Origin of the sequence: Pseudomonas sp. MF6396 (assembly GCF_002018915.1) — a bacterium.
GTDB lineage: Bacteria > Pseudomonadota > Gammaproteobacteria > Pseudomonadales > Pseudomonadaceae > Aquipseudomonas > Aquipseudomonas palmensis.
In genome coordinates this window covers 235,234-260,892 of the sequence record NZ_MVOK01000001.1, presented here as the reverse complement: position 1 = coordinate 260,892, position 25,659 = coordinate 235,234, and the positions used below count along the sequence as shown (strand labels likewise).

The 25,659-nt window shown below is 64.3% G+C and carries 22 protein-coding genes; 11 read left to right on the top strand and 11 right to left on the bottom strand.

The annotated features are described in order from the left end of the window. Positions 1-143 precede the first annotated feature (143 nt). The 8 genes from MF6396_RS01300 (at position 144) to MF6396_RS01265 (ending at position 12,727) form a co-directional block, all read left to right on the top strand. Positions 144-740 carry a superoxide dismutase gene (locus MF6396_RS01300; protein ID WP_054914821.1) on the top strand — a complete coding sequence of 199 codons (597 nt, stop codon included), beginning with the start codon at positions 144-146 and terminating at the stop codon, positions 738-740. A gap of 294 nt (positions 741-1,034) precedes the next feature. After that, positions 1,035-3,086 carry a putative bifunctional diguanylate cyclase/phosphodiesterase gene (locus MF6396_RS01295; RefSeq protein ID WP_054914822.1) on the top strand — a complete coding sequence of 684 codons (2,052 nt, stop codon included), beginning with the start codon at positions 1,035-1,037 and terminating at the stop codon, positions 3,084-3,086. Between the two features lie 144 nt (positions 3,087-3,230). Then, positions 3,231-4,562, top strand: coding sequence for an imelysin family protein (locus tag MF6396_RS01290; RefSeq protein WP_078479536.1), 1,332 nt, complete (start codon positions 3,231-3,233; stop codon positions 4,560-4,562). 169 nt (positions 4,563-4,731) lie between these two features. After that, positions 4,732-6,159: a di-heme oxidoreductase family protein gene (locus tag MF6396_RS01285; protein ID WP_078479535.1), complete on the top strand. Its 1,428-nt coding sequence runs from the start codon at positions 4,732-4,734 to the stop codon at positions 6,157-6,159. Between the two features lie 14 nt (positions 6,160-6,173). Next, complete coding sequence (locus MF6396_RS01280) at positions 6,174-7,238, top strand: imelysin family protein (RefSeq protein WP_043862100.1); 1,065 nt, start codon at positions 6,174-6,176, stop codon at positions 7,236-7,238. Between the two features lie 2 nt (positions 7,239-7,240). Beyond that, a complete protein-coding gene (locus MF6396_RS01275; RefSeq protein ID WP_078479534.1) occupies positions 7,241-8,338 on the top strand; it encodes a DUF1513 domain-containing protein in 1,098 nt (365 codons plus the stop codon). Positions 8,339-8,514: 176 nt separating this feature from the next. Further along, positions 8,515-9,666, top strand: a complete 1,152-nt coding sequence (locus tag MF6396_RS01270) for an efflux RND transporter periplasmic adaptor subunit (protein ID WP_043862098.1) — start codon at positions 8,515-8,517, stop codon at positions 9,664-9,666. A gap of 13 nt (positions 9,667-9,679) precedes the next feature. Next, a complete protein-coding gene (locus MF6396_RS01265; RefSeq protein ID WP_043862097.1) occupies positions 9,680-12,727 on the top strand; it encodes a multidrug efflux RND transporter permease subunit in 3,048 nt (1,015 codons plus the stop codon). Between the two features lie 86 nt (positions 12,728-12,813). Here MF6396_RS01265 and MF6396_RS01260 read toward each other — a convergent pair whose 3' ends face one another. The 5 genes from MF6396_RS01260 to colR form a co-directional block, all read right to left on the bottom strand. Further along, positions 12,814-13,041 carry a hypothetical protein gene (locus MF6396_RS01260; RefSeq protein WP_043862096.1) on the bottom strand — a complete coding sequence of 76 codons (228 nt, stop codon included), beginning with the start codon at positions 13,039-13,041 and terminating at the stop codon, positions 12,814-12,816. Continuing rightward, positions 13,038-13,751, bottom strand: coding sequence for a lipopolysaccharide kinase InaA family protein (locus MF6396_RS01255; RefSeq protein ID WP_043862095.1), 714 nt, complete (start codon positions 13,749-13,751; stop codon positions 13,038-13,040). Before MF6396_RS01255 ends, MF6396_RS01260 begins: the two co-directional genes overlap by 4 nt. A 4-nt stretch (positions 13,752-13,755) precedes the next feature. Beyond that, positions 13,756-14,436: a class I SAM-dependent methyltransferase gene (locus tag MF6396_RS01250; protein WP_078479533.1), complete on the bottom strand. Its 681-nt coding sequence runs from the start codon at positions 14,434-14,436 to the stop codon at positions 13,756-13,758. Positions 14,437-14,533: 97 nt separating this feature from the next. Continuing rightward, positions 14,534-15,835 carry a sensor histidine kinase gene (locus MF6396_RS01245; RefSeq protein WP_043862093.1) on the bottom strand — a complete coding sequence of 434 codons (1,302 nt, stop codon included), beginning with the start codon at positions 15,833-15,835 and terminating at the stop codon, positions 14,534-14,536. Next, entirely contained in the window at positions 15,825-16,508 is a 684-nt protein-coding gene (gene colR, locus MF6396_RS01240; protein WP_043862092.1) for a two-component system response regulator ColR, read from the bottom strand. The genes MF6396_RS01245 and colR overlap by 11 nt, the downstream gene beginning before the upstream one ends. A 181-nt stretch (positions 16,509-16,689) precedes the next feature. Between colR and MF6396_RS01235 the strand changes: the two genes are divergently transcribed. Further along, a complete protein-coding gene (locus MF6396_RS01235; RefSeq protein WP_078479532.1) occupies positions 16,690-17,445 on the top strand; it encodes a phosphatase PAP2 family protein in 756 nt (251 codons plus the stop codon). An 87-nt stretch (positions 17,446-17,532) separates the two neighbouring features. On the opposite strand, the gene groL is transcribed toward MF6396_RS01235, so the two are convergent. The 5 genes from groL to MF6396_RS01210 all read right to left on the bottom strand — a co-directional run bounded on the left by groL (position 17,533) and on the right by MF6396_RS01210 (position 22,148). Beyond that, on the bottom strand, positions 17,533-19,182 hold the full coding sequence (gene groL, locus MF6396_RS01230) for a chaperonin GroEL (protein ID WP_043862090.1): 1,650 nt from the start codon (positions 19,180-19,182) through the stop codon (positions 17,533-17,535). 46 nt (positions 19,183-19,228) lie between these two features. Further along, entirely contained in the window at positions 19,229-19,522 is a 294-nt protein-coding gene (locus tag MF6396_RS01225; RefSeq protein ID WP_009050540.1) for a co-chaperone GroES, read from the bottom strand. Positions 19,523-19,783: 261 nt separating this feature from the next. After that, the gene (locus MF6396_RS01220) at positions 19,784-20,242 is read right to left on the bottom strand and encodes an FxsA family protein (RefSeq protein WP_054914827.1); all 459 of its coding nucleotides are present in this window, start codon (positions 20,240-20,242) and stop codon (positions 19,784-19,786) included. 66 nt (positions 20,243-20,308) lie between these two features. Further along, positions 20,309-21,040 (bottom strand): HugZ family pyridoxamine 5'-phosphate oxidase, encoded by a 732-nt coding sequence (locus tag MF6396_RS01215; RefSeq protein ID WP_043862088.1) that lies wholly within the window; start codon positions 21,038-21,040, stop codon positions 20,309-20,311. 100 nt (positions 21,041-21,140) lie between these two features. Then, positions 21,141-22,148: a DUF481 domain-containing protein gene (locus MF6396_RS01210; protein ID WP_043862087.1), complete on the bottom strand. Its 1,008-nt coding sequence runs from the start codon at positions 22,146-22,148 to the stop codon at positions 21,141-21,143. A 143-nt stretch (positions 22,149-22,291) separates the two neighbouring features. On the opposite strand from MF6396_RS01210, the gene MF6396_RS01205 reads away from it, so the two are divergent. Continuing rightward, entirely contained in the window at positions 22,292-22,645 is a 354-nt protein-coding gene (locus tag MF6396_RS01205; RefSeq protein ID WP_043862086.1) for an MGMT family protein, read from the top strand. 43 nt (positions 22,646-22,688) lie between these two features. Then, positions 22,689-24,242, top strand: coding sequence for an AmpG family muropeptide MFS transporter (locus MF6396_RS01200; RefSeq protein WP_078479531.1), 1,554 nt, complete (start codon positions 22,689-22,691; stop codon positions 24,240-24,242). On the opposite strand, the gene MF6396_RS01195 is transcribed toward MF6396_RS01200, so the two are convergent. Continuing rightward, positions 24,239-25,483 (bottom strand): MFS transporter, encoded by a 1,245-nt coding sequence (locus MF6396_RS01195; RefSeq protein WP_043862084.1) that lies wholly within the window; start codon positions 25,481-25,483, stop codon positions 24,239-24,241. The genes MF6396_RS01200 and MF6396_RS01195 overlap by 4 nt on opposite strands. Between the last annotated feature and the right edge of the window lie 176 nt (positions 25,484-25,659).

Sequence of the window (25,659 nt, the reverse complement as noted above, 5' to 3'; positions counted from 1 at the left end):
ATACACTTGTTGCGTGGTTTAGGTCAGGGCCCGGTGCTATGATCCCGAATCTGCGTCGCAAAGAGTAAAAACTCGCCGATGCATTCCGGCCGCCCGTGATCGGCCTTGCGCTCACCGCAACAGACCTGATTAGGAGAATCACCATGGCTTTTGAATTGCCGCCGCTGCCTTACGCACACGATGCCCTGCAGCCGCACATTTCCAAGGAAACCCTGGAATACCACCACGACAAGCACCACAACACCTACGTCGTGAACCTGAACAACCTGGTGCCAGGCACCGAGTTCGAAGGCAAGACCCTGGAAGAGATCGTCAAGACTTCTTCGGGCGGTATCTTCAACAACGCCGCTCAGGTCTGGAACCACACCTTCTACTGGAACTGCCTGGCGCCAAACGCTGGTGGCCAGCCTACCGGTTCGCTGGCTGAAGCCATCAACGCCGCGTTCGGTTCGTTCGACAAGTTCAAGGAAGAGTTCACCAAGACGTCGGTTGGCACCTTCGGTTCCGGTTGGGGCTGGCTGGTCAAGAAAGCTGACGGCTCCCTGGCGCTGGCCAGCACCATCGGTGCCGGCAACCCGCTGACCAGCGGTGACACCCCGCTGCTGACCTGCGACGTGTGGGAGCATGCCTACTACATCGACTACCGTAACGTGCGTCCGAAGTATGTCGAGGCGTTCTGGAACCTGGTCAACTGGAAGTTCGTGGCTGAGCAGTTCGAAGGCAAGACCTTCACTGCATAAGTGCTGCTTCTGAAAAAACCCGGCTCAGGCCGGGTTTTTTTATGCCGAAAAAGCGGCAAAGAGCAAAACCCCACCCACCAACCTTTTTTAACCAATTTCACCAACACCCTCTCTTGCTGTCCCCCCATACCGCGCTAACATCAATCGTTGGGAAACTTGTCGTACATCGCTCAAGTCGCAAGGCCGGGCAACCGATACAGTGACCGCTGGATCATGAATCCTGCCAACGGCCGATAGTGGATTGCCACAGATGATGGCAAAATGATGCCATGCGCATGGATTAAGGAAACCCCATTGAAGCTGGAACTCAAAAACAGCTTGTCGGTCAAGTTGCTCAGAGTGGTCCTGCTCTCGGCACTGGCCGTGGGCGTGGTACTCAGCTGTGCGCAGATCGTCTTCGATGCCTACAAGACCCGCCAGGCTGTCGCCAACGACGCCCAGCGAATCCTCGACATGTTCCGCGACCCTTCCACCCAGGCCGTATACAGCCTGGACCGCGAAATGGGCATGCAGGTCATCGAGGGGCTGTTCCAGGATGAGTCCGTGCGCATGGCCTCCATCGGTCACCCCAACGAAACCATGCTGGCAGAAAAGTCGCGCCCTCTGCAGGAACTGCCGACCCGCTGGCTCACCGACCTGATCCTCGGCCAGGAACGCACCTACACCACCCAGCTCGTCGGCCGCGCGCCCTACAGCGAATACTACGGCGACCTGAGCATCACCCTCGACACCGGCGCCTACGGCCAGGGCTTCGTGGTCAATTCGGTGATCATCTTCATTGCCGGCGTGCTCCGCGCCCTGGCCATGGGGCTGGTGCTGTACCTGGTCTATCACTGGCTGCTGACCAAGCCACTGTCCAAGCTCATCGAGAACCTCACTCAGATCAACCCCGACCGCCCCAGCCAGCATCAGCTGCCGCTGCTCAAGGGCCACGAGAAGAACGAACTCGGTCTGTGGGTGAACACCGCCAACCAACTGCTGGCGTCCATCGAACGCAATACCCACCTGCGCCACGAGGCCGAGAACAGCCTGCTGCGCATGGCCCAGTACGACTTTCTCACCGGCCTGCCCAACCGCCAGCAACTGCAACAGCAACTGGACAAGATCCTGGTCGATGCCGGGCGCCTGCAGCGCCGGGTTGCGGTGCTGTGCGTAGGCCTGGACGACTTCAAGGGCATCAACGAACAATTCAGCTACCAGGCCGGCGACCAGTTGCTGCTGGCCCTGGCCGACCGCCTGCGTGCCCACAGCGGTCGCCTGGGTGCCCTCGCCCGCCTGGGCGGCGACCAGTTCGCGCTGGTGCAGGCCGACATCGAACAACCCTACGAGGCCGCCGAGCTGGCCCAGAGCATTCTCGATGACCTGGAAGCGCCGTTCGCCCTGGACCATCAGGAGATCCGCCTGCGCGCCACCATCGGCATCACCCTGTTCCCCGAAGACGGCGACAGCACCGAGAAGCTGCTGCAAAAGGCCGAACAGACCATGACCCTGGCCAAGAGCCGTTCGCGCAACCGCTATCAGTTCTACATCGCCAGCGTCGACAGCGAGATGCGCCGGCGCCGCGAGCTGGAAAAGGACCTGCGCGAAGCCCTGCCGCGCAATCAGCTGTACCTGGTTTACCAACCGCAGATCAGCTACCGCGACCACCGCGTGGTGGGCGTCGAGGCGCTGCTGCGCTGGCAGCACCCGGAGCTGGGCATGGTTCCGCCCGATCAGTTCATACCGCTGGCCGAACAGAACGGCAACATCATCGTGATCGGCGAATGGGTGCTCGACCAGGCCTGCCGGCAACTGCGCGAATGGCACGACCAGGGCTTCAGCGACCTGCGCATGGCAGTCAACCTGTCGACCGTGCAACTGCACCACAGCGAGCTGCCCCGGGTGGTCAACAACCTGCTGCAGATCTACCGCCTGCCGCCGCGCAGCCTGGAACTGGAAGTGACCGAGACCGGCCTGATGGAAGACATCAGCACTGCCGCCCAGCACCTGCTGAGCCTGCGCCGCTCCGGCGCGCTGATCGCGATCGACGACTTCGGCACCGGCTACTCCTCGCTCAGCTACCTCAAGTCGCTGCCGCTGGACAAGATCAAGATCGACAAGAGCTTCGTGCAGGACCTGCTCGACGATGACGACGACGCCACCATCGTTCGCGCGATCATCCAGCTGGGCAAGAGCCTGGGCATGCAGGTGATCGCCGAGGGCGTGGAAACCGCCGAGCAGGAAGCCTACATCATTGCCCAGGGCTGTCATGAAGGTCAGGGCTACCACTACAGCAAGCCGCTGCCGGCACGCGAGCTGACCGCCTTCCTCAAAGCAGCGCAACGCAACCAGGTATCGATTCTGTGAGTGACGCTGCCGCCAAGGGCAGCGTGAACAGCATTTGAATTTTTACGTGGCAACCTCTTTACAGAAAATGCATATCTTTCGCATTATGTTGCACCTTTGCGTGCGGCTGCACGCCTGTTCAACCTCTCGACGCAGGAATAGCCCATGATTCGTATGCCTCTGGCCACCGCCAGTCTGCTGGCCATTGCCATCTCCCTCGCCGGCTGCGGCGATGACAAGGACAAGGCCGCCGCACCACAGGCCGCCGCACCTGCTGCCGCCAGCACCACCCAGGCGTCCGGGGCCGTCGACGAAGCCGCCGCCCAGGCGGTGGTCAAGCACTACGCCGAGATGGTGTATGCCGTGTACAGCGACTCGCTGAGCACCGCCAAGACCCTGCAGACCGCAGTCGATGCCTTCCTTGCCAAGCCCGACGCCGACACCCTGGCCGCCGCCAGGACTGCCTGGGTAGCCGCCCGTGTACCGTACCTGCAGAGCGAAGTGTTCCGCTTCGGCAACACCATCATCGACGACTGGGAAGGTCAGGTGAACGCCTGGCCGCTGGACGAAGGCCTGATCGACTACGTCGACAAGAGCTATGAACACGCCCTGGGCAACCCGGCCGCCACCGCCGACATCATCGCCAACACCGAGATCCAGGTGGGCGAAGACAAGGTCGACGTCAAGGACCTGACCCCCGAGAAGCTGGCCAGCCTGAACGAGCTGGGCGGTTCGGAAGCCAACGTCGCCACCGGCTACCACGCCATCGAATTCCTGCTGTGGGGCCAGGACCTCAACGGCACCGGCCCGGGCGCCGGCAACCGCCCTGCCTCGGACTACCTGCAAGGCGAAGGCGCCACCGGCGGTCACAACGAGCGTCGTCGTGCCTACCTCAAGGCCGTGACCCAGCTGCTGGTCAACGACCTGGAAGAAATGGTCGGCAACTGGAAGCCGGCAGTGGCCGACAACTATCGCGCCACCCTGGAGGCAGAACCTGTCGCCAACGGCCTGCGCAAGATGCTGTTCGGCATGGGCAGCCTGTCGCTGGGCGAACTGGCGGGCGAGCGCATGAAGGTCTCGCTGGAAGCCAACTCGCCTGAGGACGAGCAGGACTGCTTCAGCGACAACACCCACTACTCGCACTTCTACGACGCCAAGGGCATCCGCAACGTCTACCTGGGCGAGTACACCCGCACCGACGGCACCAAGCTGAGCGGCCCGAGCCTGTCGTCGCTGGTGGCCAAGGTCGATCCGGCCACCGACAACACCCTGAAGGCCGATCTGGAAGCCACCGAGGCGAAGATCCAGGTGATGGTCGACCACGCCCTCAAGGGTGAGCACTACGACCAGTTGATCGCTGCCGACAACGCTGCGGGCAACCAGATCGTGCGTGACGCCATCGCCGCGCTGGTCAAGCAGACCGGTGCCATCGAACAGGCTGCGGGCAAACTGGGCATCACCGACCTGAACCCGGACACCGCTGACCACGAGTTCTGAGTGGTAGCGTGCTGAAACAGAGGCGGCCTTCGGGTCGCCTTTTTTTGTGGGACCTCTTCGCTGGAAGCTGAAGCAGATTTCATCCAGCAAACGCAAATCCCTCTTATTCATATCCCCCGCGCCTGCTAAGCTTGCACGCCGGTTTTACGCTAGCCATTCAGGATTCTCGATGCCCGCTCCGCTTCACCGCGCCCTTCCCCTGCTGCTGGCCCTGGCCCTGAGCGCCTGTGACGACGCCCCGCGTTTCACCAAGGCCGAACCTGGCGAGGCACGTGCCGGTGGCAGCACCACCGTGAACAAGCGCGACCGCAACGCCTACTCCATGCCCTCGGCCAACCTCACCCCGAGCCAGCGCCTGGACTTCAGCGTGGGCAACAGCTTCTTCCGCAGCCCGTGGGTGATCGCCCCGTCCACCACCACCGCACGCGATGGCCTGGGCCCGCTGTTCAACACCAACGCCTGCCAGAACTGTCATATTCGCGACGGGCGCGGGCACCCGCCCGCAGAGGGCGCCAAAAACGCGGTATCGATGCTGGTGCGCCTGTCGATCCCCGACCAGCCCGAATACGCCAAGGTGATCGAGCAACTGGGCATCGTGCCCGAGCCGGTCTATGGCGGGCAGTTGCAGGACATGGCCGTGCCCGGCGTGGCCCCCGAGGGCAAGGTGCGGGTCAGCTACACCCCGGTGAACGTCACCTTCAAGGACGGCACCCAGGTCGAACTGCGCAAGCCGCAGCTGCAGATCACCCAGCTTGGCTACGGCCCGATGCACCCCGACACACGCTTCTCGGCACGCGTCGCGCCGCCGATGATCGGCCTGGGCCTGCTCGAGGCCATCCCTGATGAGGCCATCCTGGCCAACGCCGACCCCGAGGGGCGCAACGGCAACGGCATTCGTGGCCGGCCCAACCTGGTATGGGACGACGCCCAGGGCAAGCAGGTACTTGGCCGCTTCGGCTGGAAGGCCGGGCAACCCAACCTCAACCAGCAGAATGCCCATGCGTTCTCCAGCGACATGGGCCTGACCAGCAGCCTGGTGCCGCGCGACGACTGCACCCCGGCGCAGCTCGATTGCCTGGCCCAGCCCAATGGCAACGGCGCCGATGGCGAGCAGGAGGTCAGCGACAATATCCTGCGCCTGGTGCTGTTCTACACCCGCAACCTGGCGGTGCCGGTACGCAAGGACGTCGATTCGCCCCAGGTGCTGGCTGGCAAGAACCTGTTCTTCCAGGCCGGCTGCCAGGGCTGCCACACCCCCACATTCACCACCTCGGCCAATGCCGCCGAACCGGAGCTGGCCAACCAGACCATCCGCCCCTACAGCGACCTGTTGCTGCACGACATGGGCCCGGGGCTGGCCGACAACCGCAGCGAATTCGCCGCCGGTGGCCAGGACTGGCGCACCGCGCCGCTGTGGGGCATCGGCCTGAACCAGACCGTCAGTGGTCATACCCAGTTTCTGCATGACGGGCGCGCCCGCAACCTGCTCGAGGCCGTGCTCTGGCACGGCGGCGAAGCCGAGCCTGCGCGCCAGCACGTCTTGACCTTCAATGCCGAGCAACGCGCCGCGTTGCTGGCGTTCCTGAACTCACTCTAGAGAAGGAGCCGGACATGTTCCGTCCCAAGCTGTTGTTCACCAGCCTCGCCGCCATCGCCCTGGGCGCCTGCTCGCCGCAGGACCCGCAGGCCGTGACCTCTGCCGCGATCGCCAAGCAGGTGATCCTGCCGACCTACAGCCGCTGGGTCGAAGCCGACCGCCAGCTGGCCGTCAGCGCCCTGGCCTTCTGCGAAGGCAAGGCCGACCTAGCCACCGCACGCGCCGACTTCCTGCACGCACAAAAAGCCTGGGCCGAGTTGCAACCGCTGCTGATCGGCCCGCTGGCCGAGGGCAACCGCGCCTGGCAGGTGCAGTTCTGGCCCGACAAGAAGAACCTGGTGGGCCGTCAGGTCGAGCAACTGGTCAACGGCGACAAGCCGGTGGATGCCGAGACCGTGGCCAAGTCCAGCGTCGTGGTGCGCGGCCTGTCGGCCTACGAGTACATCCTGTTCGACAGCAAGCCGGACGTCGCCACCGCCGAACAGAAGGCCCGTTATTGCCCGCTGCTGGTGGCCATCGGCGAACACCAGAAGAACCTCGCCGAAGAGATCCTCAAAGGCTGGAACAGCACCGACGGCATGCTGGCGCAGATGACCAAGTTCCCCAACCAGCGCTACGCCGACTCCCATGAGGCGATCGCCGACCTGCTGCGCGCCCAGGTCACCGCGCTGGACACCCTGAAGAAGAAGCTCGGCACGCCGATGGGGCGCCTGAGCAAGGGCATCCCGCAGCCGCTGCAGGCTGAAGCCTGGCGCAGCCACTCCTCGCTCAAGAGCCTGGAAGCCAGCCTGATCGCCGCCCAGACCGTGTGGGTCGGGGTCGACAACCAGGGCCTGCGCGGCCTGCTGGGCAAGGACCAGAAGGCCCTGGCCGACAAGATCGACGCGGCCTATGCTGATGCCCTCAAGCAACTGAAGGCGATCGACCGGCCCCTGGGCGAAATGCTCCAGGACGATGCCGGCCGCGAGCAACTGAACGCCTTCTACGACAGCCTGAACGTGGTTCACCGCCTGCATGAAGGTGAACTGGCCAAGGCGCTGAACATCCAGCTGGGCTTCAATGCCAACGACGGTGACTGATCATGTTGCGACGCCAGGCCCTCAAACTCGGTAGCGTGCTGCTCAGCGCCCTGACCCTGGGCGGCTGGACCCTGTGGCGCAGCAAGGGCCAGCAGCCACTGCTGCTGTCGGCCCGTGACGATGCCGACGGCAAGCACTATGCCGTGGGCTATCGCCTGGACGGCACCCAGGTGTTCGCCACCCAGGTCGGCCTGCGCTGCCACGACATCATCAACCACCCCGAGCGGCCGATCGCGCTGTTCGTGGCGCGCCGCCCCGGCACCGAGAGCTACCTGATCGACCTGCGCGACGGGCGCCTGCTGCAGACCCTGGCCTCGCAGCCTAACCGGCACTTCTATGGCCACGCGGTGATCCACAAGGGCGGCGAATGGCTGTACGCCACCGAGAACGACACCACCGACCCGGGCCGTGGCGTGCTGGGTGTGTACCGCTTCGAAGGCGAACGCCTGGCCCATCATTCGGAAATCCCGACCCACGGTATCGGCCCGCACCAGGTGTCGTGGCTGCCTGACGGCGAGACCCTGGTGGTGGCCAATGGCGGGATCCGCACCGAAGCCGAGAGCCGGGTGGAGATGAACCTGGATGCGATGCAGCCCAGCCTGGTGCTGATGCAGCGCGACGGCACCCTGCTGAGCAAGGAAACCCTGAGCCAGCAGATGAACAGCGTGCGCCACCTGGCGATTGCCGACGACGGCACCGTGCTGGCGTGCCAGCAGTTCATGGGCGGCTCGGAAGAAACCGCCGAATTGCTGGCGATCAAGCGTCCGGGGCAGCCGTTCGTGGCCTTCCCGGTGCCGGAGCGCCAGTTGCAGTCCATGGCCCAGTACACCGCCAGCGTGGCGGTGCACAGCGAGCTGCGACTGGTGGCGATGACCGCGCCACGGGCCAACCGCCTGTTCATCTGGGACCTGGACAGCGCCGAGGTGAAGCTGGATGCGCCGATGCCGGACTGCGCGGGCGTGGGCGCAGTGGCCGATGGCTTTGTGGTGACCTCCGGGCAAGGGCGTTGCCGGCTGTACGACTGCCGCAAGGCAGCGCTGGTGGGGCAACCGCTGCAACTGCCTTCGGGGTTGTGGGACAACCATCTGCACCTGATCTGATATCCGGTCGCCCCTTTCGCCGGCAAGGCCGGCTCCTACGGGTTGGGCGCCGTCTGTAGGAGCCGGCCTTGCCGGCGAAGGGGCCGGTACTGGCAGCAAATATCCCCAAGCAACACCCGGCCCCCTGCGCCGCGACCGACTAGACTTGCGCAACAACGCTTCCAGGGAGCTGGTCCATGCTGCGCCGTCGCATGCTCATCATGCTGGGTATCGTCCTGCTGCTGGTGCTGGCCCTGGGCGGCTACAAGGGTTTGTCCATCTACCGCCAGATCCAGCAGTTCTCCGCGCCCAAGCCGCCGGTCAGCGTCGCCGCCGCCGAGGCGCGCGAGCAGCCCTGGCAAAGCCGCCTGCCCGCCGTGGGCAGCCTCAAGGCCCTGCAAGGGGTGGACCTGAGCCTGGAGATCGCCGGCACGGTCAAGGCCCTGCACTTCGAATCCGGCCAGCAGGTCAAGGCCGGGCAACTGCTGCTGCAGCTGGACAGCGACGTCGAGACGGCCCTGCTCGGCACCGCCCAGGCCGACCTCGGGCTGGCCCAGGTGGATTATCAGCGAGGCAGCCAGCTGGTCGGCAGCCAGGCCATCTCCAAGGGCGAATTCGACCGCCTGCGCGCCCAACTGCTGCGCAACCAGGCGGTAGTGGCGCAACTCAAGGCATCCCTGGCGAAAAAGAGCATCAACGCGCCGTTCACCGGCACCATCGGTATCCGCCAGGTCGACCTGGGCAGCTACCTGGCCAGCGGCACGGTGATCGCCACCCTGCAGGACCTGAGCAGCCTGTATGTCGACTTCTTCGTGCCGGAACAGGCGCTGCCCAACCTCAGCCTCGGCCAGCAGGCGCTGGTCTCGGTGGCCGCCTACCCGCACCGCAGCTTCACCGCCACCCTCAGCGCGATCAACCCCAAGGTCGACGACACCACCCGCAACCTGCAGGTGCGCGCCACCCTGGCCAACCCCGACGGCACGTTGCTGCCGGGCATGTTCGCCAGCCTGCAGGTGTTGCTGCCCAACCCGCGCAACGCGGTGGTGGTGCCGCAGAGCGCCGTCACCTACACCCTCTATGGCAACTCGGTGTATGTCGCCGTGCCGCAAAAGTCCGAAGACGGCAAGGTGCAGACCACGGCCGATGGCCAGCCGCAACTGATCGCCGAGCGGCGCTTCGTCGAGACCGGCGAGCGCCGCGACGGCCTGGTGGTGATCGCCAAGGGCCTCACGCCCGGCGAAACGGTGGTCACCGCCGGCCAGTTGAAGCTGACCCAGGGCGCTGCCGTCACCCTGAGCGCCGACAAGACCCTGCAAGCCGAACCGACCAGCCAGCCCGGCGCCGACTGACCAAGGAACCGCCATGGCCTTTACCGACCCGTTCATCCGTCGCCCGGTGCTGGCCAGCGTGGTCAGCCTGCTGATCGTGCTGCTGGGGTTCCAGGCCTGGAGCAAGCTGCCGATCCGCCAGTACCCGCAGATGGAAAACGCCCTGATCACGGTGACCACCGCCTACCCAGGGGCCAACGCCGAAACCATCCAGGGCTACATCACCCAGCCCCTGCAGCAGAGCCTGGCCAGTGCCGAAGGCATCGACTACATGACCTCGGTGAGCCGGCAGAATTTTTCGGTGATCTCGATCTACGCGCGCATCGGCTCCGACAGCGACCGGCTGTTCACCGAGCTGCTGGCCAAGGCCAACGAGGTCAAGAACAAGCTGCCCCAGGACGCCGAGGACCCGGTGCTGAGCAAGGAGGCCGCCGATGCCTCGGCGCTGATGTACATCAGCTTCTACAGCAAGGAGCTGAGCAACCCGCAGATCACCGACTACCTGTCGCGGGTGATCCAGCCCAAGCTCGCTACCCTGCCCGGCATGGCCGAAGCCGAGATCCTCGGCAACCAGGTGTTCGCCATGCGCCTGTGGATCGACCCGGTGAAGCTGGCCGGCTACGGCCTGAGCGCCGGCGATGTGACTGCCGCGGTGCGCCGCTACAACTTCCTGTCCGCCGCCGGCGAGGTCAAGGGCCAGTACGTGGTCACCAGCATCAACGCCACCACCGAACTCAAGTCGGCCGAAGCCTTCGCCGCCATCCCGCTCAAGACCAAGGGCGACAGCCGCGTGCTGCTGGGCGATGTGGCACGGGTGGAGATGGGCGCGGAGAACTACGACACGGTCAGCTCGTTCGACGGCACGCCGTCGGTGTACATCGGCATCAAGGCCACCCCGGCCGCCAACCCGCTGGACGTGATCAAGGAGGTGCGCAAGCTGATGCCGGAGCTGGAAGCGCAGTTGCCGCCCAACCTCAAGGCCTCCATCGCCTATGACGCCACGCTGTTCATCCAGGCCTCCATCGACGAGGTGGTCAAGACCCTGGTCGAGGCGGTGCTGATCGTGATCGTGGTGGTGTTCCTGTTTCTCGGCGCGCTGCGCTCGGTGCTGATCCCGGTGATCACCATCCCGCTGTCGATGATCGGCGTGCTGTTCTTCATGCAATTGATGGGCTACTCGCTGAACCTGTTGACGCTGCTGGCGATGGTGTTGGCCATCGGCCTGGTGGTGGACGATGCGATCGTGGTGGTGGAGAACATCCACCGCCATATCGAGGAGGGCAAGACGCCGTTCGACGCCGCGCTGGAAGGCGCCCGGGAGATCGCCATGCCGGTGGTCTCGATGACCATCACCCTGGCGGCGGTGTACGCCCCCATCGGTTTCCTGGAGGGCCTCACCGGGGCCCTGTTCAAGGAGTTCGCCCTGACCCTGGCCGGGGCCGTGGTGATTTCCGGCATCGTCGCGCTGACCCTGTCGCCTATGATGTGTGCCCTGCTGCTGCGCCCGGAGCAGAACCCCAGCGGCCTGGCCCATCGTCTCGACCAACTGTTCGAGCGGCTCAAGCGCCGCTACCAGACGCTTTTGCACGGCACCCTCGAGACCCGGCCGGTGGTGATCGTGTTCGCCCTGATCGTGCTGTGCCTGATCCCGGTGTTTCTGATGTTCAGCAAGAACGAGCTGGCCCCGGACGAAGACCAGGGCATCATCTTCATGATGGCCACCGCCCCGCAACCGGCCAACCTCGATTACCTGAACGCCTACACCGACGAGTTCATCACGATCTTCAAGTCATTCCCCGAGTACTACTCCTCGTTCCAGATCAACGGCTTCAACGGCGTGCAATCGGGCATCGGCGGCTTTCTGCTCAAGCCGTGGAACCAGCGCAGCCGCACCCAGATGGAGTTGCTGCCCGAGGTGCAGGCCAAGCTGGCGACCATCAGCGGCCTGCAGATCTTCGGCTTCAACCTGCCCTCCCTGCCGGGCACCGGCGAAGGCCTGCCATTCGCCTTCGTGATCAACACGCCGAATGACTACGTGTCGTTGCTGGAAGTGGCGCAGCGGGTCAAGGACCGCGCCCAGGCCTCGGGCAAGTTCGCCTTCCTGGACATCGACCTGGCATTCGACAAGCCGGAGGTGGTGGTGGATATCGACCGGGCCAAGGCGGCGCAGATGGGGGTGTCGATGGATGCCCTGGGCGGCACCCTGGCCACGCTGCTGGGCGAGGCCGAGATCAACCGCTTCACCATCGAGGGGCGCAGCTACAAGGTGATCGCCCAGGTCGAGCAGGCCTACCGCGACAACCCCGGCTGGCTGAACAACTACTACGTGAAGAACGAGCAGGGCCGGATGCTGCCCCTGTCGACCCTGATCAGCGTCAGCGACCGCGCGCGGCCGCGCCAGCTCAACCAGTTCCAGCAGCTGAACTCGGCGATCATCCAGGGCTTCCCGCTGGTGAGCATGGGCGAGGCCCTTGAGACGGTGCGCAGCATCGCCCAACAGGAGGCACCGGCAGGCTTCGCCTTCGACTACAGCGGGCAGGCACGTCAGTTCGTGCAGGAAGGCAGTGCGCTGTGGGTGACCTTCGGCCTGGCGCTGGCGATCATCTTTCTGGTGCTGGCGGCGCAGTTCGAGAGTTTCCGCGACCCGCTGGTGATCCTGGTGACGGTGCCCCTGTCGATCTGTGGAGCATTGATCCCGCTGTTTCTGGGGTGGTCGAGCATGAACATCTACACCCAGGTGGGGCTGGTGACGCTGATCGGGCTGATCAGCAAGCACGGCATCCTGATCGTCGAGTTCGCCAACCAGTTGCGCCTGCACAAGGGGCTGAGCGCGCGGGATGCCGTAGAGGAAGCGGCAGCGATACGCCTGCGGCCGGTGCTGATGACCACGGCGGCGATGGTATTCGGCATGGTGCCGCTGATACTGGCGACGGGCGCCGGGGCGGTGAGTCGGTTCGACATCGGCATGGTGATCGCAACCGGGATGTCGGTGGGCACGCTGTTCACGTTGTTCGTGTTGCCGTGCGTGTATACGTTGCTGGCCAGGAAGGAAATGCCAAGTACGGCGCTGGAATCGAGTTGAACGCATCGCGGGTCAAGCCCGCCCACGCAAGGATCACTGCAACCCTGGGGGAGCGGGCTTGACCCGCGATGGGTCGATACACTTCATCACCCGTTGGAGCGCAGCCCCCGGCTCATGCCGAACAGGAACAACAGCAGGTCATGGTCCGGTTGCGCCGTGACGACCGGCTTGGCCGTCCGCGGCAGCGGACACTGCGCGCCCAGGTCGATGGAACTGAGCACCTGCGGACGCGGCTCCTCCCACGCGGCGAAAGCCACCGAAGCCACCGCCAACGCCACAAGCAGAAACAAACCTCGTGCTATTTCTAGTTTCATTGCTCTAAACCTTTGACAGCGCTGCCAAACGCCACTTCGTAAAAGTAGAGCAACTTCTTCCAGTCCGCATCGTTCCACGACGAATGGCGGCGCAGTTGCTTCAGGTCATTGGCGGCCGCACGCTGGCAGCTGATGCGCCGGCGGCACTTCTCCAGGTCCAGCAAGGCGACCTCGGCACGCGCATCCGCGCCCTCGCCGGTCACCTTCACGAAAATATGCTTGCTGTACAGGCAGCCATGCTGCCAGTGCCCGCGGTGCATGCGCGCCAGGTTGCCGGCCAGGTCCTCGAGCACCCGGTCGTGCAGCGCCTCGCCGTGCTGCTCGCGCCCGCCGCCGGCGTACCACAGGTCGATCTCCTCGAAACCGTCCAGCGCCTCGCTGACCAGCAGCGCCCGCCACTGGTGCTGGGCATCGCGCTCCACGCCGCAATAGACGATATGCGGCACCCGCACGCCCAACTGCTCGAAACTGCTCAGGGCAGCGAACTCACGCAATACCGTGGGGCGACCGAAGGGGTGCAGCAGGCTGCGGTAGATATGCCCGACCTGGCGCTTGGCATACAGCAGATGGCCCGTCTCGTCGCTCAGGCGCTGCACGCCGCTTTCGCCGCCACGCCGCTGGTTGGGTGCCTCCACCCATTCGCCCTGGCGCTGCCAGAAGTAATCGAATTGATCCGAGACCGCCGTACCGCCCGTTCCTTCCACAGCCATTCCTTCACCCCTTGCGCAATACGTAAACTCGCCACATCGCATAGAACGGCAAAAAGTCCATTCGTTCCTGAATACGGAAACCTGCGGCCTCGAACTCCTGTTCAACCGTAGCAGCTGGTAACACAAAACGGTTCTGGTAACTGCCATCGGCCTGCCCGTTGTTACGGCGTGCTTCCAGGCGCTTACGCCGCCAGGCCTTGATGTTGCCGTCCACCCACAACGAGATGATCACGCTGTCGCGGCTAACCCGTTGAAACTCCGAAAGAATCGCCTTGCGATGGGCCGCTTCGCCAATGTGGTGGAACAGCCGCATGCAGAAAATGCTGTCTACCGCGTTGTCCGGCAGATCGATGGCGAAGGCTGATGTCTGCAAGGGCCGTACCCGTTTGACCACTTCTGCCGGTTGCGACCCGCAGGCGATCTGCAGCATGGCGGCGGAATTGTCGGCGCCGATGATCACGCGGTTGGTCTTTTCGGCCAGCAGCGGCCAGAAACGGCCGGCACCGCTGGGCAGGTCCAGCACCAGGCCAGGCTCCCCGGCCAGCGCCAGGGCACGCCGGGCCAATTGCTCGTCACGCTGGTGGGACAAGCGGCGGGCAATGCCGTCCTGGTGCTTGTGCAGGTACTGTTGAGCGTGCTGCTCGTCGTACTTTTCGGAAAACTTGAGCTTGATGGGACTGCGCATGGTGCATCTCCTGACTCCAATGCCGCCTACCTTAAGCAGGGCGACGTTGGCGTCAGGTCATGCGAACGTGAAAAAAATGTCAGGTTGCGTCGGTAAGTTACAAGGTGTTTCCGGAGGCCTGCGACCCGGCCGTGCCCAATTTCACATGGAACCGGCAACCATGGGGTTCGGCGGCGCTCAGGCTGACGCTCCAGCCCTGGTCCTCGCAGATCCGCTGCACCAGAGACAGGCCCAGCCCGAGCCCTTCCCCGCGTTTTTCGCCGCCGCGCACGAACGGCTGGAACATGGCCTCGCGATGCTCCTCGGGAATTCCCACGCCGCTGTCCTCAACGGTGAAGCCATCGGGCTCCAGGGTGAGGCGGATGTACCCCTGGTCGGTGTAGTGCGCCGCATTGCGCAGCAGGTTGCCCATCACCGATTGCAGGAACGTGGCGTTGTACAGGGTCGGCAGCGCGCCGGTGTCGTGGTAGGTGAGGGTCAGCCCCTTCTGCTCGATGGTGTCGCGCCAGACGCCGATCAGTTCGTTGCCCACCTCACGCAGGCTTGCCCGCGAAGCGACGGCACCCTCGTCGCGCTGGGCGCGGGCGAGCATGAGGAAGGTCTGCACCAGCTCGCGCATTTCTTCGGTGGCCCGCGAAATGCGTTCGACCTGGGCGCGGGCGCGATTGTCGATGGCCGGGTTCTCCAGCAGCAGCTCGCACGAGCTGGCCAGCACCATCAGGGGCGTGCGCAGTTCATGGCTGACATCGCTGGTGAACAGCCGCTCGCGGGTCAGTGCATCACGCAGGCGCCCCAGGGTGGCGTCGAAGGCCACCGCCAGTTGCCCCACTTCGTCGGCCGCGTAGTCCGGCGCCAGGGGCGGCGCCAGGCCCAGCAACTGGTCGCGGTGGCGCACCTGGCGCGCCAGCCGGATCACCGGGGCCATCACCCGCCGTGCCAGCACCCAGCCGAGGAACACCGCCAGTGCCAGGCTGAGCACGAAGCCCACCACCACCACGGCGAACAGCACGCGCTCGCGTTCTTCGAAATCGCTCTGGTCCTGCAGCAGCACGTAGTGCCGCCCGTCCACCACCTCGACCATGGCGTGGTACGACAGGTGCTCGCGAAACACTTCGTGAAACCCCGGGGTGAGGTGACGCAGGTCCTTGGGCAGGTCGAAGTCGTCGCGCCCGCCACTGTAGTAGAACAACTGGTCGGGCCGCGGGCGGTGGCTCCACTCCGATACGCTGTCCATCAGCAGCATGCGCTTGAGGTCGCCCCCCAGTACCGAGGAGATCAGGCGCTCTTCCACCAGGTGCACGGTGGCCACGATGCCGAAGGCGAAGGCCCCGGCCACCAGCGCGCTCATCAGCGCGAAGGCGATGATGATGCGCTGGGCAAGGCTTTGCTTAAACTCCATCACGACCCTCGGCCAGTCGATAGCCAACACCGTGCACGGTATGCAGCAGGGGCTTGTCGAATGGCTTGTCGATCACCTGGCGCAACTGGTGGACGTGGCTGCGCAGGCTGTCGCTGTCGGGGCAGTCGTCGCCCCACAGGGCTTCTTCCAGTACCTCGCGGCGCAGCACGTGGGGGCTCTTCTGCATCAGCACTGCAAGCAGCTTGAGGCCGACCGGGTTGAGCTTGAGGAACTTGCCCTGGCGGGTGACTTCCAGGGTGTCGAGGTCGTAGCTCAGGTCGCCGACGTTCAGGCTGCGCCGGCCACCGCCCTGGGCCCGGCGCAGCACCGCTTCGATGCGAGCGGCCAGTTCCGACAGGGCGAACGGCTTGAGCAGGTAGTCGTCGGCGCCGGAGCGAAAGCCCTGCAGGCGGTCGTCGAGCTGGTCGCGGGCGGTCAGCATGATCACCGGGGTATCGCGCCGGGCATCCTCGCGCAGGCGCTTGCACAGCGTGTAGCCGTCGATGCCGGGCAGCATGATGTCGAGCACGATCAGGTCGTAGTGCTCGGTGGCAGCCAGGTGCAGGCCCGACAGGCCGTCCTGGGCGCAGTCGACGGTGTAGCCCTTGAGGCCCAGGTAATCGGCCAGGTTGGCCAGGATATCGCGGTTGTCTTCAACCAGTAGAATTCGCATCGGTACCTCTCCCCCGTCCTCGTTTGCCTGCTTGGCAGGCGCAGCTTAAGGCCATCGTCCAGGCCCCGCCAGCGCCGCATGGATTTAATCGCAACTGACATTTTTTTCACCCCAGCTTCACACATAGCGTAGGCGCGCCGGCACACAATCGGCAGTTTCCATTGCCTGCCTGGACCCTGCCATGCCTGCCACTCCCCCTTTGCCCGCGTCCCGCCCGCTGAACCTGTGGATTGCCCTGGGCATTCCGCTGCTGACCGCCGTGTGCCTGATCCTGCTGGAGCTGACCGACCTGGACATGGCCCTGGCCAACCTCGCGTTCGACCCGCAGGCGGGCCAGTTCATCGGTCGTCACAGCTATTTTCTCGAAGACATCCTGCATGACCGCGCCAAGGAGCTGGTGATCCTGTTCGCGGTGCTGGCCATCGTCGGCTTTGCCGCCAGCTTTGTGCTGCAGCCCCTCAAGAGCTGGCGCCGGGAACTGGGTTGCCTGGTGCTGGCGATGGGCCTGTCGACCGGCTTCGTGACGCCGCTCAAGGCCGCGACGGCGGTGCAGTGCCCCTGGAGCCTGAGCGAATTCGGCGGCCAGGAAACCTACAGCAAGCTGTTAGAGGCCCGCCCCGCCACCGACAAGCCAGGGCGCTGCTGGCCGGGCGGGCATGCGGCCACGGGGTTTACCCTGTTTGCGCTGTTTTTTGTCCTGCGTGATCGCAAGCCACGCCTGGCCAAGGCCGCGCTGGTGTTCGCCTTTGGCCTGGGGGTGGTGTTTTCGGTGGGCAGGATGCTGCAGGGCGCCCACTTCTTTTCGCACAATGTGTGGACAGCGGTGTTCTGCTGGCTGATCGGGTTGGGGTGCTACTGGCTGGTGTTGTATCGCAAGCCGTCACTGGCCGCTTCGCCAGCCAGGCTGGCACCTACAGGATTCGCTGAACGTCTGTAGGAGCCAGCTTTGCTGGCGAAGGGTTTCTGCCAGACATAAAAAAGCCCCGCACAAGGCGGGGCTCTTCTTCAAGCGGGTAAGGCTGGCTTACATCATGCCGCCCATGCCGCCCATGCCACCCATGCCGCCCATGTCAGGCATGCCACCGGCAGCCTTGTCTTCAGGCGCATCGGCAACCATGGCTTCGGTAGTGATCATCAGACCACCGATCGAGGCCGCGGCCTGCAGAGCCGAACGGGTCACCTTGGCAGGGTCCAGGATGCCCATTTCGATCATGTCGCCGTACTCGCCGGTAGCAGCGTTGTAACCGAAGTTGCCCGAACCTTGCTTGACCTTGTCGACTACCACGCTTGGCTCGTCGCCGGCGTTGGCAACGATCTGGCGCAGTGGGGACTCGACGGCGCGACGCAGCAACTGGATACCCACGTTCTGGTCTTCGTTGTCGCCCTTGAGCTCGGCAATGGCCTGCAGCGAGCGAACCAGCGCCACGCCACCGCCAGGTACCACGCCTTCTTCGACGGCTGCGCGGGTAGCGTGCAGGGCGTCTTCAACGCGGGCTTTCTTCTCTTTCATTTCAACTTCGGTGCCGGCACCGACCTTGATCACGGCAACACCGCCAGCCAGCTTGGCCAGACGCTCTTGCAGTTTTTCACGGTCGTAGTCCGAGGAAGTCTCTTCGATCTGGGCACGGATCTGCTTGACGCGTGCTTCGATGTCGGCTTCAACGCCAGCACCGTCGATGATGGTGGTGTTTTCCTTGGACAGGGTCACGCGCTTGGCGTTGCCCAGGTGCTCCAGGGTGGTCGACTCCAGGCTCAGGCCGATTTCTTCGGAGATCACGGTACCGCCGGTCAGAACGGCGATGTCCTGCAGCATGGCCTTGCGGCGGTCGCCGAAGCCAGGTGCCTTGACCGCAGCCACTTTCACGATGCCGCGCATGTTGTTGACCACCAGGGTAGCCAGCGCTTCGCCTTCAACGTCTTCAGCCACGATCAGCAGCGGACGACCGGCCTTGGCAACGGCTTCCAGTACTGGCAGCAGTTCGCGGATGTTGGAGATCTTCTTGTCGACCAGCAGCAGCAGCGGGCCGTCGAGCTCGGCAACCATGGTGTCCGGCTTGTTGACGAAGTAAGGGGACAGGTAGCCACGGTCGAACTGCATGCCTTCTACAACCGACAGTTCGTTTTCCAGGCCCGAGCCTTCTTCGACGGTGATCACGCCTTCTTTACCGACTTTTTCCATGGCTTCGGCAATGATTTCACCGATGGAGGTGTCGGAGTTGGCCGAGATGGTACCGACCTGAGCGATGGCCTTGGAATCGGCGCATGGCTTGGACAGGTTCTTCAGCTCTTTGACGATGGCGATGGTCGCCTTGTCGATACCGCGCTTGAGGTCCATCGGGTTCATGCCGGCAGCAACGGCCTTGAGGCCTTCGCTGACGATGGCCTGAGCCAGAACGGTAGCGGTGGTGGTGCCGTCGCCCGCTTCGTCGTTAGCCTTGGAGGCCACGTCTTTCAGCAGTTGGGCGCCCATGTTCTCGAAGGCGTCCTTGAGTTCGATTTCCTTGGCAACCGAAACACCGTCTTTGGTGATGGTTGGCGCGCCGAAGCTCTTGGCCAGAACCACGTTGCGGCCTTTCGGGCCCAGGGTCGCTTTTACCGCGTCAGCCAGAACGTTGACGCCAACCAGCATTTTCTTACGGGCGGAATCGCCGAATTTTACGTCTTTAGCAGCCATGATCGTTTAATCCTTGAATACTTTGGAGTAACGGGAAACCAGCGGATCAGCCTTCGATAACGGCGAGAATCTCGTTCTCAGCCATTACCAGCAGGTCTTCGCCGTCAACTTTCACAGTGTTGCTGCCCGAGTACGGGCCGAAAACCACCTTGTCACCCACTTTCACGGCCAGCGCGCGCACTTCGCCGTTGTCCAGGATGCGGCCGGTACCCACGGCGACGATTTCGCCACGGTTGGGTTTTTCAGCGGCCGAGCCTGGCAGAACGATACCGCCAGCGGTTTTCGATTCTTCTTCGCTGCGACGGATGACGACGCGGTCATGCAGAGGACGAAGCTTCATTGTCGATCTCTCCTGATAGTGGTTTTCATCGGCCGGTATCGTTACCGGCGTGTTGATGCTTTCGGCGTAGCCGATCGTGGACCGCGGGGCGGGCCACGCATGTATTGTCTGGGGCAAATGCCCAGAAACCTTGCGGTGACCCATACATGAGGTCGGCCAAGGCGATTACAAGGCTTGCCGATGAAAATTTTTGCAGGCCGGCGCGCCAAATGAAAAACGGCCCCGAAGGGCCGTTTCATGCTACGCGGGCGAGCGCTCGCGTCACGGGTCACGCTTTTCGTATTCGCCTTCGATCACATTGGGCTGACGCGGTGCGCCGGGCGGCGCATTGAACGGGTCGTCGCCGAAGGCGCGCTGACGCATGGCCTGGGCTTCGGCGCGCTGGCGCAGCTTGTTGGCCAGCAACCGGCGGCTGAACGGCAACAGCACGATCAGGCCGATCACGTCGCTGATGAAGCCGGGGAGCAACAGCAGACCGCCACCCAGGGCCAGCATCAGGCCGTGGAACATGTCTTCGGCCGGCAATTCGCCGCGCTGCAGGCTCGCCCGCGCACGCAGCGCGGTGGCAAGGCCCGCGACCCGCACCACCAGCACACCGAGGGCCGAGCCCGCGATGATCAGCAGCAGCGCCGGGAAAAATCCGATCGCGGTGCTGACCTTGAAAAACACATACAGCTCGAGCACCGGGAAAAGCAGAAACAGCAGTAGAAAAGCACGCATCAAGGGTTCCTCTACGCAAGATGTCCTTGCAGGTACGACCTTAAATGGTTGCTGGCCGTTGCAATTTCAACCCTCGACCGCCTCGCGATCAGGCCACTGTTCGGCGCGGGCCAGCAAAACCAGGGCTTCGCGTACTTGTATCGGTGTATTGCAAGACCTTGGAAACGCCAGCCAGTGCAGCCCCTGGCCGATGCGCAGGTGCATGCCCTCGGTATCGATCCCTACCAGCGAGGCCGGTGCGCTGGCAGGCAGGCCGCTGAGCTCGACGTAGTGCGCGATGGCGTTGGCATGGTCGTCGTTCATGTGCTCGACCATGCTCACCTCGGCCTTGCCGGCGAACGGGTTGGCCAGGGTCACGTCGTCCAGCCAGTGAATCGCGCCGAAGCCGCCGATATAGCGATGGCGCACCGGCCTGAGCACCCAGAAGTCGAAGTCGTGGGCGCTGTGGTACTGGCTCGATTCGGGGAAGTAGCGGTAATAGCGCCCGGCGGCGGCCTCGATGGCCTCGGGGTCGGCCAGCTTGTGGGCCTCGGCCATCAAGGTAAGACGACCCACCGCCTGCACGTCCTCGGCATCGCGCTCGCCTACCAGCAGCGAACACTTGGGGTCTTTTTGCAGGTTGTGGGTGTGCTGGGCAATGCGACTGATCAGGATCAGCGGGTTACCGTCGGCGTCCAGGCAATACGGCACCACGGAACCGAAGGGGAAGCCGGGCATCGATTTGGAATGGGTCGAGAGTACGCCACGGTACTCCTTGAGCAGCAGCTCTCTTGCCTGCCTTGCAGCCTTCGCGCTCACGGGGGTGCTCCTGGGAAAGGTGTGATCGCGACAAGCTAATCATTATCAGTGGCGATTGCCAAGGGGCCTGCAGGCGCCGGCCCCTGAATGCGAAAGCGGTTTACCAGGCCACGCCGAAGCCGACGGTGTAGCGCGTCTTGTCCAGGTCGCTGTCGCTGGTGCCGCTGATGATGTCCTTCTCTGCCTTCAGGTTCAGCGATGCCCATTCGGTGACCTTGTAGCGCAGGCCCACCTCGGCATCCAGGCTGTAGTCCGCCACGCCGCCCAGCGGCTTGCCAACCTCGCCGTTGGTGAACAGCTCGACCGACTTGCCGATCAGGTAGCGGTTGTAGTCCCACTTCACGCCCAGCGAATAGAAGTTGTCCTTGCCGCCGTCGCTGTACTCGTAGTCGGTGCGGTTGAGCAGCGAACCCAGCGAGAACGCGCCCAGCTCGTCGTCCCAGAACTGGTAGCCCGGGCCGGTACCGACCGTGCGCTGGCGGGTCAGGTCTTCGATGTGGTCGCGCTTGTAGTTCAGACGCCCCTGCCAGAACCACTGCTCGGTAATGAAGCGGTCCAGCGCGTATTCGGCGCTCCAGTTGTTGGTGGTGGTCGTGTCGTTCTTGGTCTCGCGGTTGTACTCGCCCTCGGCGTTATGCCGCCAGCGACCGTGACGGGCAGTGGTCTTGAAGTCGACGTCGTAGTCGTCACTGTCGGTTTCGGCGCGCTTGTAGTCCAGTGCCAGGTCGATGTTGCCCTTCCACAGCATGTCTTCGACCAGCGGCTTGGGCTTCATGATCTGCTGGATGCTGGCCAGTTCAACCGCCTTGGGCGCCTCGCCATTGGCCAGGATCACCTGGCCGTCTTCACCGGCCTGCAGCGACTTGGCCTTCTCGCCGGTGTAGGCGTCCTGCTTGACCAGCAGTTCCTGGTCGCTCTCCAGGGTCTTGACCTTCTTCCAGTCCAGCGCGATGGAGCCACCGTACTCGGTCTGCAGCACCAGCTTGCCACCGTCGAAGACCTTGATCTTGCCGCTGAGCCGGTCGCCGTTCTTCATCCATACGGTATCGGCCACCGCAGGGGCGCAGACACCGGTCATCACAAGGCACAACAAGGCTCTAGAATACATAGGCAGTACAGAAACTCGGGTTCGCAGAAAAATCGGGCATTATCCAGATACCCGCCAGCAGAACAAGGACTGACCCAGCCAATGCCGATGAGTTCAATTCGTATTTGTGCGCCCTGCCCCCTTCACTGCCCCGCAACGCCCCGATGAGCGCGGCCTTGACCGACGCGCAGCAGCGCGCAGAAGACCGACGGACGGCGCTCTACCTGGTGCTGGGCCAACTGCCGCCAGGCAAGGTGGTCAGCTATGGTGAACTGGCGGCCATCGCCGGCCTGGGCCGCGCGGCGCGCTGGGTGGGGCGCACCCTCAGCCAGTTGCCGAGCGACACTCGCCTGCCCTGGCACCGCGTGCTGGGCGCCGGCGGACGCCTGAGCCTGGCCCTTGGCACGCCCTCCGGGGATGAGCAGCGGGCCCGCCTGCGGGCCGAAGGGGTGACCGTCCGGAACAATCGTGTGGATATGTTGCGCCATGGCTGGCGCCCGATGGAGCACAGCGGTTAGAGTGCGCGCTTTGTTTTCGCAAACTTGAGGCAGATGTTGGCCCATGCCCCGTAAAACCTGGCGCGCTGCGCTCGCTGCCTATGCCAGCCCGTCGACCCTGGTGCTGTTGCTGCTCGGCTTTGCCGCCGGCCTGCCCTATATGTTGGTGTTCTCGACCCTGTCGGTATGGCTGCGCGAAGCCGGGGTTGCCCGTGAAACCATCGGTTATGCCAGCCTGATCGGCCTGGCCTATGCCTTCAAGTGGGTATGGTCGCCACTGCTGGACCAATGGCGCCTGCCATTGCTGGGCAAGCTTGGCCGACGCCGTTCCTGGCTGGTGCTGTCACAGATCCTGGTGGTCATCGGCCTGGTCGGCATGGGCTTTTGCGACCCGCAGAAGCACCTGTCGTGGCTGATCGCGCTGGCGGTGCTGGTGGCCTTCGCCTCGGCCACCCAGGACATCGCCGTGGATGCCTACCGCCTCGAGATCGCCGGCGACCAGCGCCAGGCCGCCCTGGCCGCCAGCTACATGGCCGGCTACCGGGTCGCCGCCCTGCTGGCCACTGCGGGCGCGCTGTTCTTTGCCGAAGGGTTCGGCTCCACCGGCTTCAGCTACAAGCACAGCGCCTGGACCGGCACCTATGTGCTGTTCGGCGTGCTGATGGTGCCCGCCCTGATCACCAGCCTGCTGATGCGCGAGCCGCCCGTCCCACTGCGTACCCAGCTGTCGGCGGCGCGCTACGGCTTCGGCCACCAGCTGGCCTCGGTCTTCGTGCTGATCATTCTGCTGGTGTCGGTACCGGCGATGTTCACCCAGCTGTACAACACCAATTTCGCCAGCGTGCTGTTCGAAGGCGCCAGCCTGCTCGACCTGCTGCTTGAAGACCGCGCCTTCCTGCGCGCGATCCTCTACATCACCCTCACCACGCTGTGCCTGTCGTCCATGGGGCGACGCGGGCTGGCCCCGGTGCTGACCCCGGTCAACGACTTCATCGTGCGCTACCGCTGGCAGGCGCTGCTGCTGCTGGGGCTGATCGCCACCTACCGCATGTCGGACACGGTGATGGGCGTGATGGCCAACGTGTTCTATATCGACCAGGGCTTCACCAAGGACCAGATCGCCAGCGTCAGCAAGATCTTCGGCCTGTTCATGACCCTGTTCGGGGCCGGCATGGGCGGCCTGCTGATCGTGCGCTTCGGCATCCTGCCGATCCTGTTCATCGGCGGTGTGACCTCCGCCGCGACCAACCTGCTGTTCCTGATGCTCGCCGACATGGGGCCGAACCTGCAGATGCTGGTGGTGACCATCTCGCTCGACAACTTCAGCTCGGGTCTGGCGACCTCGGCCTTCGTGGCCTACCTGTCGAGCCTGACCAACCTGAAGTTCTCGGCCACCCAGTACGCCCTGCTCAGCTCGATCATGCTGCTGTTGCCGCGCCTGATCGGTGGCTACTCAGGCGTGATGGTCGAGAAGTACGGCTATCACGACTTCTTCCTGATCACCGCGATGCTCGGGGTGCCAACGCTGATCCTGATCGCCTTGCACTGGCACCAGGAACTGCGGCGCGGCAAGCTGGCCCCCGTGGAGCCCGAGACCACCGAGCGCCCCGGAGCCTAGGCCAGCGACGCCAGTTCGGCGTCGTCCTGCAGCACCGTGCGCAACGGCCACAGCGCCAGCAACCCGGCGCAACCTGCCGCCAGGGCGAAGCTCAACAGGCTCGCCCCTGCCCCCAGCATCGCCAGCAAGGCACCGCCCAGGCCCAGCAAGGCGATGGTGATCATGCCCAGCATCGCCGACACCAGGCCCTTGCTCTGCTCGCTGGAGAACAGCGTCATGCGGTACAGCACCGCGTTGGCGATGCCCAGGCCCAGTGCGTACAGCGACATGCCCGCCACCAGGCTGAACACCGAGGGGTACAGCCAGGTGCCCAGCATGGCCGCGCCCAGGCCGATCAGATACGGCCACAGGGCCTTGCGGATCAGCGCGCGCAGGCTGTAGCGCTCGGCAATGCGGTTGATGATCAGGTTGCCCGCAATCAGGCCGCCGAACACCGGCAATTGCCACAGTGCATAGTCCAGGGTGCTCAAGCCCTCGTCATGAATCAGCAGCACCGGCGACAGACCGATCCAGCCGATCAGCGGCAGGCCCACCAGGCCCAGGGCAGCGCTGCCGGCAACGAAGCGGCGGTTGCCCAGCAGTTGCCCGTAACCGGCCAGCAAGGGCAGCAGGTGGATGGGCTGGAAGGCCAGGCGCGTACCGTCGCGCCGCTCCACCCCCAGGGTTTCAGGCATGAAGCGGTACAGCGCGCACCAGGTCAGCACGGCGAACCCTGCGAACAGTACGAACAGCCAGCGCCACGAGACCCATTCCAGCAGCACGGTGCCTACCAGTGGGCCGAGCAGCGGCGAAAGCAGCGCGATGTTGGCCAGCAGGGCCATCATGCGCACCGCATCCGCCTCGCTGAAGGCTTCGTTCAGGGCCGGGTAGCTGACCGTGACCACAAAGCCCAGGCCGATACCCTGCAACAGGCGCAGCAGGTTGAACAGCTCGATGCCCTCGACCCAGTAGGTGGCAAGGCAGGCCAGGCAGAAGATGGCGCACCCCCACAGCAGCAGCGGACGCCGCCCGTAGCGGTCGGCCAGCGGGCCGATCAGCCACTGCAGCAGCACACCGCCAAGCAGGTAGAGGTTCAGCGCATGGGGGATGAATTCGGGGCTGGCATTCAGGTCGCCCACCACCGTGGGCATGGCAGGCATCACCACGTCGCTGGCCAGGTAGGTCAGCAATTCGAACAACGCCAGGGTCATGGCGAAACAGAATGCCCGGAACGGGGTGATGTTTATCAGCGGGGTAAGCATGGCAAGGCCTGGCAGGGAAAATCAGCCAGCCTGTATGCCAGAAAAGGCAAAGGTCGGACAGTAACAAGAAGTGAACAAGTGTAATCGGTGCACCCGAATCGCGGGGCAAGCCGCGCTCCCACGCAGTAATCACTGTCTCCAGACACATGATGTACCTGTGGGAGCGGGCTTGACCC